The 13,842-nt window shown below is 67.3% G+C and carries 13 protein-coding genes; 5 read left to right on the forward strand and 8 right to left on the reverse strand.

What is annotated here, in order from left to right; all coding sequences use genetic code 11:
- The first annotated feature begins 30 nt into the window (after positions 1-30).
- The 5 genes from LRP66_RS15525 (at position 31) to LRP66_RS15545 (ending at position 7,050) form a co-directional block, all read left to right on the forward strand.
- Positions 31-456, forward strand: coding sequence for a TonB-dependent receptor plug domain-containing protein (locus LRP66_RS15525; protein WP_230483512.1), 426 nt, complete (start codon positions 31-33; stop codon positions 454-456).
- 540 nt (positions 457-996) lie between these two features.
- Complete coding sequence (locus LRP66_RS15530; RefSeq protein ID WP_230483513.1) at positions 997-2,313, forward strand: TonB-dependent siderophore receptor; 1,317 nt, start codon at positions 997-999, stop codon at positions 2,311-2,313.
- Between the two features lie 85 nt (positions 2,314-2,398).
- A complete protein-coding gene (locus tag LRP66_RS15535; RefSeq protein WP_230483514.1) occupies positions 2,399-3,211 on the forward strand; it encodes a ferredoxin--NADP reductase in 813 nt (270 codons plus the stop codon).
- Between the two features lie 196 nt (positions 3,212-3,407).
- On the forward strand, positions 3,408-6,335 hold the full coding sequence (locus LRP66_RS15540) for a TonB-dependent receptor (protein WP_230483515.1): 2,928 nt from the start codon (positions 3,408-3,410) through the stop codon (positions 6,333-6,335).
- A gap of 196 nt (positions 6,336-6,531) precedes the next feature.
- A complete protein-coding gene (locus tag LRP66_RS15545; protein WP_230483516.1) occupies positions 6,532-7,050 on the forward strand; it encodes a hypothetical protein in 519 nt (172 codons plus the stop codon).
- Between the two features lie 6 nt (positions 7,051-7,056).
- Here the strand turns inward: LRP66_RS15545 and LRP66_RS15550 are convergent, their stop codons facing one another.
- The 8 genes from LRP66_RS15550 to LRP66_RS15585 are packed head-to-tail and all read right to left on the reverse strand — an operon-like array spanning position 7,057 to position 13,838.
- A complete protein-coding gene (locus LRP66_RS15550) occupies positions 7,057-7,362 on the reverse strand; it encodes a hypothetical protein (RefSeq protein WP_230483517.1) in 306 nt (101 codons plus the stop codon).
- Positions 7,359-8,372: a chemotaxis protein CheB gene (locus LRP66_RS15555; RefSeq protein WP_230483518.1), complete on the reverse strand. Its 1,014-nt coding sequence runs from the start codon at positions 8,370-8,372 to the stop codon at positions 7,359-7,361. Before LRP66_RS15555 ends, LRP66_RS15550 begins: the two co-directional genes overlap by 4 nt.
- A 50-nt stretch (positions 8,373-8,422) precedes the next feature.
- A complete protein-coding gene (locus tag LRP66_RS15560) occupies positions 8,423-8,866 on the reverse strand; it encodes a chemotaxis protein CheW (protein WP_230483519.1) in 444 nt (147 codons plus the stop codon).
- 23 nt (positions 8,867-8,889) lie between these two features.
- Complete coding sequence (locus LRP66_RS15565; protein WP_230483520.1) at positions 8,890-9,267, reverse strand: response regulator; 378 nt, start codon at positions 9,265-9,267, stop codon at positions 8,890-8,892.
- Positions 9,268-9,311: 44 nt separating this feature from the next.
- Positions 9,312-9,896 carry a chemotaxis protein CheD gene (locus tag LRP66_RS15570; protein ID WP_230483521.1) on the reverse strand — a complete coding sequence of 195 codons (585 nt, stop codon included), beginning with the start codon at positions 9,894-9,896 and terminating at the stop codon, positions 9,312-9,314.
- Positions 9,893-10,906 carry a protein-glutamate methylesterase/protein-glutamine glutaminase gene (locus LRP66_RS15575; protein ID WP_230483522.1) on the reverse strand — a complete coding sequence of 338 codons (1,014 nt, stop codon included), beginning with the start codon at positions 10,904-10,906 and terminating at the stop codon, positions 9,893-9,895. The genes LRP66_RS15570 and LRP66_RS15575 overlap by 4 nt, the downstream gene beginning before the upstream one ends.
- Entirely contained in the window at positions 10,906-11,775 is an 870-nt protein-coding gene (locus LRP66_RS15580; RefSeq protein WP_230483523.1) for a CheR family methyltransferase, read from the reverse strand. The genes LRP66_RS15575 and LRP66_RS15580 overlap by 1 nt, the downstream gene beginning before the upstream one ends.
- Positions 11,772-13,838, reverse strand: a complete 2,067-nt coding sequence (locus LRP66_RS15585) for a chemotaxis protein CheA (RefSeq protein WP_230483524.1) — start codon at positions 13,836-13,838, stop codon at positions 11,772-11,774. Before LRP66_RS15585 ends, LRP66_RS15580 begins: the two co-directional genes overlap by 4 nt.
- Positions 13,839-13,842: the final 4 nt, after the last annotated feature.

Genomic DNA, 13,842 nt, shown 5'->3' on the forward strand with positions numbered 1-13,842 from the left:
GAGTCACTATCAATAGCAGGGAGTAAATTTATGCGCGATCTTCGCGGAGCGCTGCTGGGCGCGTGCGCCACCGGAGCGATGCTGGCGGCTGCGCTTCCTGCCCGCGCGCTGGCGCTGGCCGACACGATGGCGGCGGCCCCCTCCGACGAGGATCAGCAGCGGCCGCGCAACGAGGAGATCGTGGTCGAGGGCGAGCGCGAGAAGCGCAGTGCGGCCTCGGGGACGAAGACCGACATCCCGCTGATCGCGACGCCGCAGGCGATCACCGTCATCGATCAGGGGGAACTGACCCGGCGCAACGCGCTGTCGATCAACCAGGCGCTCGGCTATGTCGCGGGCGTCGCGCCCAATCAGCGCGGCAATGTCGCGACCCGCTATGACCAGCTTACCTCTGCTCATGCCGCCTATAAATTTACAATTCCGACAGTACCCATTTCAGGACAACAAATGTCATAACCATTACACCAAAAATTCCAGCACAAGAAAAAACGAAAACTGCTGACCAAAAAACATTAGGTCTGTAGTCCCTTGTAATTGGACTCAATCTTGATGGAATTTCACCGTTTAACCACGCTGGAATTAGGTGAAAGGCGCTAACGAAAATTAAGCCTATGCCAAGAATTATGCTTTGTCGCAATTCATATTATCCTTTGCTGGTAAACCATATAGTAATGCGCATTAGGTGGGGAATACTAGCTTCTGATCTCTTGATTATTGATTGCCTTTGCGTACAATCGTCGACCGTCTGCTGGCCAGTGCCGCATGCCGTTGACCGGAATATGCCAGTCCCGATCGATTGCGATACTGCTGCGCGAACATGTCCGGCTCGACAACACCATCCGTGGGCTCTGAGCGACCTTCAGGATCAGGCCGGAAGCTGGCCAGGGCGAGCGGTTCCTCGCGCGGGCGCAAGCCGCAATCGCTGCCCCGGGTCTCGGCGAGGCGGTGGCCGCGCTGCTCCGAGCACGGGTCGGCCTGGTTGATACGATCCGCCAAATGGATCACGAACTCAAGGCGATCGGTCTGCGTTACCGGCAAATCTATGGCTCGGGCTTCGTGACGCGCGGCGGCAATAGCGACTTCTCGACGCTGCAGCGTGGGGGCGGGGGCTCGGACGAGGCGTTCCAGACCTTCACCGTCGACAATCATCTGGTCGGCAAGCTGGATACCGGGCCGGTCCGCCACACGCTGCTGGGCGGTGTCGACTGGCAGCATAATCGCGGCGAGAATTACCAGGCCTTCTACACCGGCACCAATGCGAACCCGGTGTTCAACATACCCGATCTCAACCTGTTTGCGCCGGTTTACGGCGTGCCGTTGCCCAGCTTCCCGATCAACCAGACGCACAATTTCACCAAGCGCGATCAGGTCGGCCTTTATGTGCAGGATCAGATCGCGATCGGTCGCCTGCAACTGATCGCCAGCGGCCGGTGGGACAGCTACAACCAGACGACGCAGAATCTGAACGCGCGCGCGGTCACCCGCCTCGACCAGAATGCGTTCACGACCCGGCTGGGCGCGCTGTACGAGACGAAGGTCGGCCTGTCCCCGTTCGTCAGCTATTCGGAGAGCTTCGAGCCACAGGCGGGCGCGACCGCCGACGGGACCAGCTTCACGCCGGTGACCGGCCGCCAATATGAGGCGGGGCTGAAATACCAGCCGCGCGGGACGACGGCGCTGTTCACCCTGTCCGCCTTCGACCTGCGGCGCCGCAACGTCCCCGTCGCCGATCCGCGCGCGGGCACCGGCAGCGTGCCCACCAATGCGCAGGTGCAGATCGGCGAGGTCGCGATCCGGGGCATCGAGCTCGACGGGCGTGGCACCGTCGCGCCGGGCTTCGACGTGGTGGTCGCCGCGACCTATAACGATCCACGCGTGACCCAGGGCTCTCCGGTCGTCGGCACCGGCGACCAGTTGAGCGGCGTCACCGGCACGCGACCGCTGGGCGTGCCGCAATGGAGCGGGTCGAGCTTTGTGTCCTACGATCTGGGCAAGGCGGGGGCGGCGGGGGCGCTGGGTGGCGTCAGCCTGGGCGCGGGCGTTCGCTATGTCGGCGAATCGGACGGCACCGCGACGACGTCGGCGGCGGGTCGGACGGTGGTCCGGCGTTTCCAGTCGCCCGATTACTGGCTGGCCGATCTGATGCTCGGCTATGATCTCGGCCGGGTCGGCCCGGCGCTGGAGGGGCTGACCCTCACCGCCAATGTCGCCAATCTGTTCGACAAGCGCCATATCACCAGCTGTTTCTTCAACAATGGCTGCTATTACGGGGCATCACGGACCTTTGTAGGCAGCCTGCGCTATTCTTGGTAAGGGCGCATCCGATTCATTCGCACATGACATGTCCGCCCGCCCCGCCGAACGATCGACGGGCGCGGGGCGCAAAGGAGTTTTGAGGTTGTCGACCGATACTGCCCTGCCCGAGCTGACCCCGACCACCGCGCTGAGCGTCGAGACGGTCCAGAGCGTCCATCACTGGAACGAGCATCTCTTCTCCTTCTCGGTCACGCGCCCCGACAGCTTCCGCTTCCGCTCGGGCGAATTCGTGATGATCGGCCTGCAGGGCGACAATGGCAAGCCGCTGCTCCGCGCCTATTCGGTGGCGAGCCCGGCCTATGACGAGAAGCTCGATTTCCTGTCGATCAAGGTCGAGGACGGTCCGCTGACCAGCAAGCTGCAGAAGGTGCAGCCGGGCGACCAGATCTATCTGGGTCGCAAGCCGACCGGCACGCTGGTCGCCGACGCGCTGCTGCCCGGCAAGCGGTTGTTCATGCTGTCGACCGGTACGGGGCTGGCGCCGTTCCTGTCGGTCGCGCGCGATCCGGACATCTATGACATGTTCGACGAAGTGGTGATCGTCCATTCGGTCCGCCGGGTCAGCGACCTGGCCTTTCATGACGAGCTGGCGGGCAAGCTGGCCGAGGATCCGCTGGTCGGAGAGGTCGCGGCGGAGAAATTCCACTATGTGCCCACCGTCACCCGCGAGCCGTTCCACACTTCGGGCCGCATCGACGCGCTGATCGACGATGGCCGGTTGTTCGCGGGGCTGCCCAGCGCGCACGGCTTCAACCCGGAAACCGACCGGATCATGATGTGCGGCAGCATGGAGATGATCAAGTCGCTGGGCGCCAAGTTCGAGGCGATGGGCTTTCCCGAAGGCTCGAACGCGCAGCCGGGTGCCTATGTGATCGAAAAGGCCTTTGCGGGCTGATCGTCCTGACCGTCGCCCCGGCGAAAGCCGGGGCGCTTTTCCATTGATTCCGCTCGCACGCCAAGGATCCCGGTCTTCGCCGGGATGACCGTCGCGTGTGTAATCGATTGGCGAAATTTGTCGTCGCGGACGGCACATTTGTGCGACAATTGCGTCCTAACGCCCGAAACCTGAATACAGGGAAGAGGGACGGTCGATGCGATTTTGGGCGGGTTTGATGCTGGCGAGCGCGATGCCCGCGATCGCGCAGGCGCAGGTGGCGACCACGCCGCCCGCCACGCCGCAGACCCCCGCCAGCCCCGAGGCGGCCCAGCCGATTTCGACTCCGACTCCGACGCCGCCAGCGTCGACCACGGCGCAGGCACCCGCGCGAGCGCCCGCCGCGCAGGCCGAACCCGAAGCGGACGAGGAGGGCGCCGATGAGGGCGACGTCGTCGTCACCGCCCGGCGCGAGCCGGGGCGCGTGCCCGGCGACATTCCCCCCGACCAGCAACTGAACCCCGCCGATATCCGCAGCTACGGCGTGTCGAGCGTGGCCGACCTGCTCACCGAACTCGCGCCGCAGACGACCAGCGGGCGTGGCGGATCGCCGGTGATCCTGCTCAACGGCCGCCGGATCGCGGGCTTCCAGGAAATCCGCGACCTGCCGACCGAGGCGATCCTGCGTGTCGATATCCTGCCCGAGGAAGTCGCGCTCAAATACGGCTATAGCGCCGATCAGAAGGTCGTGAACTTCGTCCTTCGCCCGCGCTTCCGCTCGCTGGCGGTCGAGGCGATCGGCAAGGTGCCGACCCAGGGCGGCTCGGCGATGGGACAGCTTCGGCTCGACCAGTTGCGGATCCAGCGCGACAAGCGGCTGAGCATCCACACCGACTATTCGGAGACATCGCGGCTGACCGAGGCGGAGCGCGGGATCATCCCGCCTGCGTCCAGCGCGTCGCTGGGCGGCAATATCGTCACCGCCGATCCCGGCCTCGCCGCGCTGACCGGTACGAACCCCAGTGTCGTCGGCGTGCCGTCGGGGCTGACCGGCGCACCCAGCCTTGCGCAACTGGCGGGAAGTCCGGCGACCAGCACCGACGTCACCCCCTATCGCACGCTGCAATCCGCGCAGCGGCAATGGGACGCCAATATCGTCTATGCGCGCAACATCTTCGACAAGGTGACCGCCTCGTTCAACGCCGAGGTGCAGACGACGCAGAGCAACAGCTGGAACGGCCTGCCCACGGCCAATCTGACCGTTCCGGCGGGCAATCCCTATTCGCCCTTCTCCACCAGCGCGACGGTGGCGCGGTTGAGCGATGCCTATGGCCCGCTGGTCCAGAACAATACCGGGCTGACCGCACATCTGGGCACCGCGTTCAATGGCGATATCGGCAAGTGGCGCTGGTCGCTGACCGGCTCCTATGACCGCGCGGAAAGTCGGGTGGCGACCGATACCGGACTGGACGTCAGCGGGTTTCAGGCGCGGCTGAACGCGAACGATCCGACTGCGAACCCCTATGGCCCGCTCGACGGACTGACGATGGCGGCGCGCAATTTCGCCCGCTCGACCTCTTCGGCGGGGGAGGTCGACGCACTGCTCAACGGCCGCGTCTTCGCGCTGCCTGCGGGCGACGTGCAGGCCAGCGTCAAGCTCGGCGGAACGACGAGCGATTTTTCCAGCAGTTCGACCCGGTTCGGGCTGGTCCAGACCGGCGACGTGTCGCGCGACATCGTCAACGGCCAGGTCAATCTGGATCTGCCCATCACCAATCGCGATCGCCAGGTGCTGGGCGCGATCGGCAATCTGTCGCTCAACGTGAATGCCGGGGCCAATCATCTGTCGGACTTCGGCACGCTGACCACCATCGGATATGGCGCGAACTGGAACCCGCTGGAGGGTGTTCGGATCATCGCGTCCTGGACCGATCAGGAGGATGCGCCGACCGCGCAGCAACTGGGCAATCCGACGATCACCACGCCCAACGTCCGGCTGTTCGACTATGTGCGGGGCACCACCGCGACGATCACCGCGGTGACCGGGGGCAATCCGGCGTTGGTCGCGGACAATCACCACGTCATGAAGATCGGACTGACGCTCAAGCCCTGGCGTGCGCGCGACATCAACCTGACCGCCAACTATTACCGCATCAACACCGACGATCCGATCGCTTCCTTCCCGACGCCCACCGCGGCGATCGAGGCGGCTTTCCCCGACCGTTTCTCGCGCGATGCGTCAGGCGATCTGTTGCGCGTCGATTCGCGGCCGATCAACTTCGCGCAGACCGAGCGGTCGCAGCTTCGCTGGGGCATCAACTTCTCGCGTCCGCTCAAGTCGAAGATCCAGAAGGAGTTGGAGGCGTTCCGCGCCGGGACCGGGCCCAATCCCTTCGCGGGGATGAGCTTCCCCGGTCGACGCGGTGGCGAGCGCGGCGAGGGGCAGGGTGGCCCCGGCCAGCGTGGCGAAGGGCGGGGCGGCGACGGACAAGGGACGCAGGGTGGCGCGCCCGACACCGCCAATGCGGGGCCGGGCGGCCCCGGCGGACCCGGCGGCCCGGGTGGTCCCGGCGGTCCGGGCGGGCCCGGTGGCCCGGGCGGTCCTGGCGGCGGCGGTTTCCGGGGTGGTGGTTTCGGCGGCGGTCGCGGCGGTGGCGGCGGGCGGCTGCAATTCGCGCTTTACCACACTTGGACCTTTGCCGACCGGGTGACGGTCGCGGAGGGCGGTCCGGTGCTCGACCTGCTGCGCGGCGACGCGATCGGATCGAGCGGCGGTACGTCGCGGCATCAGGTGCAGGCGCAGGCTGGCTATTCCAACAACGGCATCGGCCTCCGCTTCTCGGGCAACTGGCAGAGCGCGACGCGGGTCAATGGCGGCACCCCGGCCAATCCGCAGGCGTTGAACTTCAGCAGCCTGGCGACGATCGATGCCCGGCTGTTCGCCGATCTGGGCCAGCGGCTGGACCTGGTTCGCAAACACCCCTGGGCGCGTGGCACGCGGATCAGCCTGTCGGTCGACAACCTCTTCAACCAGCGGCAGCGGGTCACCGACGGGACCGGCACGGTGCCGATCGGCTATCAGCCCGGCTATCTCGATCCGCTCGGTCGAACCATTCGCCTGTCTATCCGCAAACTCTTCTTCTGATCCGCCATCACGACTTCGAATGCGAAAGATTACACCGTTTCGGGAGTGAATTCGGGATCGGTAGGTAAAGTTTTTGGTTAACCTAACCTAATTTTAACGCCATCAAGTCGGTTGATGAATTGCGGATCGGCGGCAGAATCGGGATATCGCCCGAAGAAACCGCGCGAGCGCAAAGTCTCTGCGGTGGGGTATGGGAATGGGTCAGGCAGTGGATGTCATCGAGGATCGCTACGCTTTGGGGGCGGATGTCGAGCCTGCGGGGATCGACGATCGTCTCCGGCGCATCCGCGACGAACTGGCCGTGGTCGAGGCGATGGTCCGCCACGAGAACGAGATCCGCATCGCACCCGTCGATATCGGACAGGTCGTGCGCGCCGCGCGGCAGGGGATCGGCCAGCATTTCGATGCCAGCCTGTTCGCCGACCCGGCCTTCGACATGCTGCTCTTCGTCTTCCTCGAGGAAGAGGCGGGGCGGCAGGTCGAGACCAGCGCCTGCTACCGTGCGTCGGGGGTGCCGCGCACCACGGCGGTCCGCTGGATCAACATGCTGGTATCGCTGGGCATGTTCGAAAGCGCGCCGCATCCGACCGACCGCCGCCTCGCGCTGCTCAGCCTGAGCGAGCCGACGCGCGAGGGGATGCGGCAATGGCTGACCGCGCTTCGCCCGCTGGTCGAGCGTATGACGTTGCGCGACCGACCGACCGGCGTCGGCTGATCCGGGTCAGGCGGCGTCCGCCACCCGCGCCCGCAGCCGATCCGCCAGGGTTTCGAGCGTGACGCCGTCGATCCGCGCCGCCGCTGGCGCGTCGGATCGCAAAATGTCGGCGACCGCAAGTTGCACCTGGGTGATCCGGTCGACCGACTGGATACCGACCATATGGCGGCGCAACGTCTCCGGCTCGCTGCCCAGCTCATAGGCGAGATCGGCGAGCGCGCCGGTCAGCGCGACCAGTTCGTCGGCAAGCGCATGGGCGAGCGCGCGGTCGACACCGGCCGTCGCCGCCGGACCCGACAGGGCCTGGGTCATCGACCGCACAGCTTCAGGACGTTGGCGGCGATCGCGTCGCCCGCCACCGACTGCGACACCGAGCCTTTCGACAGGGTGAAGTCGGTGCCGTTGCGCCCGATCGCATAGGCGCCGCCCGACAGCATCGCCCGCAGCCCCGCCGCGCCGTCCTCGTCATCGAGCGCGACCAGCACGCCGAGCCCGTTGCTGCCCGCCGCCTTGGCGACCGAGGCGAACAGCAGCGAGATGGACGGGCGCTCGCCCGCCACCGGCTCGCGCGCGAGCAGGCGGATCTTTCCGTTCGGCCAGCTATCGACGACCATATGGCTGTCGCCCTGCGGCGCGAAATAGATGGTGCCCTGCTCCACCGGCATACCGTCGGTCGCCTCGACGACCTTGGGCGTGATCCGTTCGCGAAGCTGTTCGACCATCGGGGTCAACAGTCCCTCGGTCATCTGCTGCACGACCAGCGTCGGCGGACCGTTGGCGGGAAAATCCTGGAACAGGTCGAACAGCGCCTGGGTGTTGGCGGCGTCGGCACCGATGGCCAGCAGGCGACCGTTCCAGTTCATCGGCGCGGGCGGTGCCTTGCGCGCATGGCCCAGAGTCCCCGCCGTCGTGCGCTTCAGATCGGCGTTGCGCGCCGACTTGATCCGCTTGCCCAGCTTGCCGATGATCGCATCGAGTTCGGCCTGCACCGCGACCTTGGGCTTGGGGAAACAGTCGATCGCTCCCAGGCGCAGCGCTTCGATCGATTCCGCCGCGCCCGCCGCGGTGCGGGTGGAGAACATGATGACCGGCATCGGGCGAGAGGCCATCATCTCGGCCAGATATTCCAGCCCGCTCATGCCCGGCATCTCGACGTCGAGGGTCATCACCTCGGGGCGATATTGCTCGACCATCTCACGCGCCTCCGCCGCGCCGTCGGCGGCGCCGACCACGGTCACGCCCTTGATCCGCTCCAGCGCGCCCGAGATCAGGACCCGCATCGTCAGCGAATCGTCGACCACCAGAACCTTCACGTCGGCCATTGCCCAAAACCTTCCTAAAATGATTCGTCGTCAGCGCGACGGGATGCGTGTCAGGCCGCCTCGGCGCTGGCGTGCGTGCCGTCCGACAGGCGGTCGAGCGCCAGGATCAGGATGAGGCGCTGTTCGATCGTCGCCAGCCCGTCCAGGAACTGCGCGGCCGCCGCATCGCCCATGTCGGGCAGGGGCTGCATCGCCTCCGGTGGTACGGTGACGATGTCGTTGACCGCATCGACGATCAGGCCCTGAAGCTGCTCGCCGATCCGGACCACGATGATGACGTGGCGCGCGCTGGGATCGGTGACACCCCAACCCAGCCGCTGGCTGAGGTCGAGGACGGGCAGCACCACGCCGCGCAGGTTGACGACGCCGCGCACATGCGCGGGCACATTGGGCAGCGGGGTTGCGGGCGACCAGGCGCGGATCTCGCGAATGGCCATGATGTCGACGCCCAGTATCTGGTCGCCGAGCTGGAAGGTGATGAGCTGACGCGACATGGTCGGTTCCTCTCCGGAGGCTATCAGTGCAGCACGCGGCGGATGGCCGCGGCGAGCTTTTCGGGATTGAAGGGCTTGACGATCCAGCCGGTCGCGCCCGCTTCGCGCGCACGTGCCTTCTTTTCGTCGGAGCTTTCGGTGGTCAGCACCAGGATGGGCAGGTTGCGGTGCCCCGGCTGTCTGCGCAGCGCCTCGATCAGGCCGAAGCCGTCCATGCGCGGCATGTTGATGTCGGTGATGACCAGATCGGGCGTAGCCGCCGGGGCGACGCCGTCCAGCGTATCGAGCGCATGGACGCCGTCCTCGGCCTCCAGCACCCGATATCCCATATCGGTCAGGGCGGCGCGCAGCAGCATCCTCATGCTGGGCGAATCGTCCACGGTCATGATGGTCTGGGACACGAAGGGGCCTTTCGTCGTCGGATGGGGGGAGGGATCGGGGATCATCAGAAGAACTCCACATCGCCGGTCGCGGCGGGCGGCGGCGGCGGGGCGGTACGCGCGACGCGGGGCGGGGGCAGCGGCGCGTCGGTGACGTGGCGGCACCGGGCAAGGCCCAGCGCGGGGCGGAATTCGACGCGGCGCGCGCTCATCCCGCCGACATCCTCGCCGACGAGAGCGATCCGCTCGTCCGCCAGGAAGCGGCGGGCGAATTGCGCGTTGGTCTGGCCGATGTCGCGGAACCCGTCGCGCATCATCGCGCCACCGAACAACCGCGCCTTCAGGCTGTGCCGCTGTGCGCCGAGCGCCATCATCGCGTTGATCAGCACCTCCATCGCATAGACGCCGTAACGCTGCATCGACCTGGGGTCGGTCTCGCCCGCGCCCGGCTCGGCGAGCAGGAAATGGTTGAGCCCGCCGACACCCGCGATGGGATCGTAGAGGCAGGCGGAGATGCAACTGCCCAGCACGGTGGTCAGGACGATGTCGCGTTCCTGGCTGACCCGCGTCTCGCCCTGGATGACGTTGACGCGGCGCAGGCCGTCGCGCTGCGCCAGGCGCGGCGGGGTGGCGTGAAGCGCGGGGGTCATGCGCGGCACCGTTCGATCAGCGCGGGCGCGATCCGGGCAAGTGGCAATTGGCGCTCGACCGCGCCGATCTCCTGCGCGACGCCGGGCATGCCATAGACGACGCAGCTGTCGCGATCCTGGCCGACCGTGAAGCTGCCCCGCCCACGCATCGCGCGCAGCCCTTCGGCCCCGTCGCGGCCCATGCCGGTCAGGATCGCGCCGACCGCATGGCCTCCGGCGACCTTGGCGACGCTGTGGAACAGCCGGTCGACCGAGGGGCGGTGACCGCTCATCGGATCGTCGGGGACCAGGCGGGCGCGATACTGGCCGGGCGTGCCGCCGACCTCCAGATGATGGGTGCCGCCGGGCGCCAGATAGACATGGCCGGGCAGCAGCGACTGGCCATGCCGCGCCTCGGCGACCCGGGGCTTCGACAATCGGTCGAGCCTGGCGGCGAAGCTGGTGGTGAAGGTCGCGGGCATGTGCTGGACGATCACGGTCGGCGGGCAATTGGCCGGGAAGCCGCCGAGAAGCTGGATCAGCGCCTCGACACCGCCCGTCGATGCGCCGATCGCGATCAGGGACTGCGCGCGCGGTTCGAAATTGGCGATCGAGACGGGGGTGGCGGGCGTGCCCGGCACGCGCGGACGGCGGCTGTTCGCGGCGGCCTTGACGCTGTCGATCAGACTGCGATCGACGCAGCCTGCGGCGGGCTTGGCGCAGCATTCGACCGCGCCCAGCTCCATCGCGCGGATCGTGACATCGGCCCCCGCCTGGGTCAGCGTCGACAGCATGACCACCGGCATCGGCCGCAACCGCATGACCCGCTCGAGGAAGTCGAGGCCGTTCATGTCGGGCATCTCGACGTCGAGCGTCAGCACGTCGGGATCGAGCGCCTTGATCATCTCGCGCGCCTGATGCGGGCCATCCGCGGCGCCGATCACGTCGATATCGGGATCGCGAGCGAGCATCCCCGCGATCAGCGCGCGCATGGTGGGGGAGTCGTCGACGATCAGCGTGCGTACCGGCATCAGCGGACCTTCTCGAAAACGGTGCGGCCGGTGCAGCGAAACCGGTCGGCGACCTCGGGCGGAATGCGTTCGGCATGGCCGATATACAGCGTGCCACCCTCGACGAGCTGGTCGGCGAAGCGTGACAGCAGCCGGGCTTTGGTCGGCTCGTCGAAATAGATCATGACGTTGCGGCAGAAGATTGCGTCGAACGGGCGCTTCATCGGCCAGCCACGCAGCAGGTTCAGCTCGCGAAAGGCGATCGGCGCGCGCAGGGAAGGGTGGAGTTCGTCCTGCTCGCCTACCCGGCGGCACCATGTCCGGCGCATCGCGGCGGGCATCGCGCGCGTGGTGTCGGGCGAATAGCGGCCGCTCCGCGCCGTCGCGATCACGCTGGGCGACAGGTCGGTGGCGAGCAGCCGGAAATCCTGGGTGGCGAGCGTCTGCGCGGCGCGAACATCCTGTCCGGCGAGCGTCATCATCAGCGAATAGGGTTCCTCGCCGCTGGAGCAGGCGGCCGACCAGATCCGCACCCGCCCGCCGCCCGCCAGCCGCCGGGCAAAGCCGGGCCAGAGCGTGTCGCGGACATGCTCGAAATGATGGTTCTCGCGAAAGAAGGATGTGTGGTTGGTGGTCAGCGCATCGACCGCGTGGGCGCGTTCGGCCGCATCGTGTTCGATCCGCGCGAGATAGGCGGGAAAGCTCGACAACCCGCAGGCGCGCAACCGCCTGGCGAGGCGACCATAGATCAGCTTGGCCTTGCTCTCGGGCAGGAGGATGCCCGATTCGGCGTAGATCATGTCGGCGATCGCGCGGTGATCGGAGGCGGAGAAGGCGAACTCCATCGCGCGCTCCGGTCGACGCGACGACAGGGCGGAGGCCGCGCTCATGCCGCCAGCGCCTCGACCAGCGCGCCGACGCCGCGTCCGTCGCGCCGCCAGCGGCCGATCAGCGCATCGACATCGAGGATCAGCGCGACGCGGCCGTCGCCCAGGATCGTCGCCCCGGCAAGTCCGTGGATCGCGCGGTAATGCGCCTCCAGGCTCTTCACCACCACCTGGCGCTGGTCCTGGATCGAATCGACCATCAGCACCGCCTGGCCCTGATCGCTTTCGACGACGATCAGCACCGCTTCCTCGGGCTGGACCTTGGCACCGGTGACCCCGAGCTGCTCACCGACGCGGTGGACCGGGACATAGGTGCCGCGCACGTCGAGCAGCGGCGACTGGCCGCCGACGAACTGCACCTCGTCGATACCGGGACGCAGGCTTTCGACGATATGGGTCAGCGGGATGACGAAGGTCTGGTCGCCGACGGTGACGATCATCCCGTCGAGCACCGCGAGCGTCAGCGGCAGGCTGAGCGAGAAGCTGGAGCCCTTGCCGAGTTCGGACTGGATGCCGATGCGACCGCCCAGCGCCTGGATGTTCTTGCGCACCACGTCCATGCCGACCCCGCGCCCGGAGATGTTGGAGACGGTCGCTGCGGTCGAAAAGCCGGGCGCGAAGATCAGATTGTCGATCTCCTCCTCCGACAGGGGCGCGTCGGGGGCGATGATGCCGCGCTCGACCGCCTTGGCCTTGACGCGCGCGCGGTCGATGCCGCGCCCGTCGTCGGCGACGGTGATGACGATGCGACCCGACTGGTGCGCGGCGGACAGGGTGACGACGCCCTCCGCTTCCTTGCCCGCCGCCTTGCGATCGGCGGGGGTTTCCAGGCCATGGTCGACGGCGTTGCGGATCAGGTGGGTCAGCGGCTCGCCGATACGCTCGACCACCGTCTTGTCGACCTCGGTCATCTCGCCCACCACGTCGAGCCGGACACGCTTGCCGGTTTCGACCTCAAGCTCGCGGATGATGCGGGGCACGCGGCTGAACACCGTCTTCATCGGCTGCGCGCGGATCGCCATGGTCGAATCCTGCAACTCGCGGGTCAGGTGATCGAGGTCGGACAGCTCGGGGATCGAGCCCATCTCGTTCTCGGACAGGCGCTGCGCCAGCATCGCCTGGGTGATGACCAGCTCGCCGACCAGGTTGACCAGCCGGTCCAGCTTGTCGAGGTCGACGCGGATCGTCTGCGCTGGCGTGGCGGCGACGCGCGGCGTTTCCACGGCGACCGGCTCCGGACCCGATGCGACGGGGGCGGTGACCGGGATGGGCGCGGGGGCCGGCTCCGGCGTGTCGGACACCGTCGCGCGAGCGTCGCCGTCCCGCGCGACGTCGACGCGGCATTGCGGATCGGCGAAGTCGAAGACCGCGCGGATATCCTCCTCGTCGATCCTGCCCGGCAAGGCCATGGCGACGCCGATATAGGCGCGCTCGGCGTCCAGCGTGTCGAGCGGCGGCAGCGCGGTGAGATCGGCGGCCACCGTCCGCCCGCCCATTCGCGCCAGTTCGCGCAATGCCAGCAGGGGCTCGGCGCCGTGATCGAAGGCGCGTGGGCCCGGCTGGATCGTGACGATCCAGTCGGCAATGTCCGCGCCAGCCTCGACCGGCGGCTCCTCCAGCATCGCGAACAGCGCGTCGAAATCGTCGAGCGCGGCGTCGGCGGCGGGGGGCGCCCCGGCATCGGGCATCCGCCCTTCGGCGGCGGCGGCCAGCCGGTCGAGCATGGCCTGATCGGCGGGCAGAGCCGCCTCGCCACGCGCGGCGACAACGTGATCGCTCAGCGTATCGAAGGCCGCGACGATCAGGTCGATCAGCCCTTCGCCCAGCGGCAGCGTGCCGTTGCGGATCAGGTCGAGCAGCGTTTCATAGTGATGCGAGAAATGCTGGAGCGGCTGGTGCCCGAACGCACCCGCGCCACCCTTTATCGAGTGGACCGCGCGGAAGACGGTGTTGATCGTCTCGCCGTCCTGCCGCCCGCGCTTGAGGTCGGCAAAGGCGGTTTCCAGCGTGCCCAGCCCTTCCTCGCATTCCTGAAAGAAGATTTGCTGGATCTCGTCGAGGTTCATCGGA

Origin of the sequence: Sphingomonas sp. Leaf21 (assembly GCF_916858675.1) — a bacterium.
Taxonomy (GTDB): domain Bacteria; phylum Pseudomonadota; class Alphaproteobacteria; order Sphingomonadales; family Sphingomonadaceae; genus Sphingomonas.

Coding starts and splice junctions, on each gene's coding strand:
- LRP66_RS15560 (WP_230483519.1), bottom strand. CDS start 8,866: ATGTCGCGTCAGCTCATCACCTTCCAGCTCGGCGACCAGATACTGGGC.
- LRP66_RS15540 (WP_230483515.1), top strand. CDS start 3,408: ATGCGATTTTGGGCGGGTTTGATGCTGGCGAGCGCGATGCCCGCGATC.
- LRP66_RS15545 (WP_230483516.1), top strand. CDS start 6,532: ATGGGTCAGGCAGTGGATGTCATCGAGGATCGCTACGCTTTGGGGGCG.
- LRP66_RS15550 (WP_230483517.1), bottom strand. CDS start 7,362: ATGACCCAGGCCCTGTCGGGTCCGGCGGCGACGGCCGGTGTCGACCGC.
- LRP66_RS15555 (WP_230483518.1), bottom strand. CDS start 8,372: ATGGCCGACGTGAAGGTTCTGGTGGTCGACGATTCGCTGACGATGCGG.
- LRP66_RS15530 (WP_230483513.1), top strand. CDS start 997: ATGGATCACGAACTCAAGGCGATCGGTCTGCGTTACCGGCAAATCTAT.
- LRP66_RS15575 (WP_230483522.1), bottom strand. CDS start 10,906: ATGCCGGTACGCACGCTGATCGTCGACGACTCCCCCACCATGCGCGCG.
- LRP66_RS15570 (WP_230483521.1), bottom strand. CDS start 9,896: ATGACCCCCGCGCTTCACGCCACCCCGCCGCGCCTGGCGCAGCGCGAC.
- LRP66_RS15525 (WP_230483512.1), top strand. CDS start 31: ATGCGCGATCTTCGCGGAGCGCTGCTGGGCGCGTGCGCCACCGGAGCG.
- LRP66_RS15580 (WP_230483523.1), bottom strand. CDS start 11,775: ATGAGCGCGGCCTCCGCCCTGTCGTCGCGTCGACCGGAGCGCGCGATG.
- LRP66_RS15585 (WP_230483524.1), bottom strand. CDS start 13,838: ATGAACCTCGACGAGATCCAGCAAATCTTCTTTCAGGAATGCGAGGAA.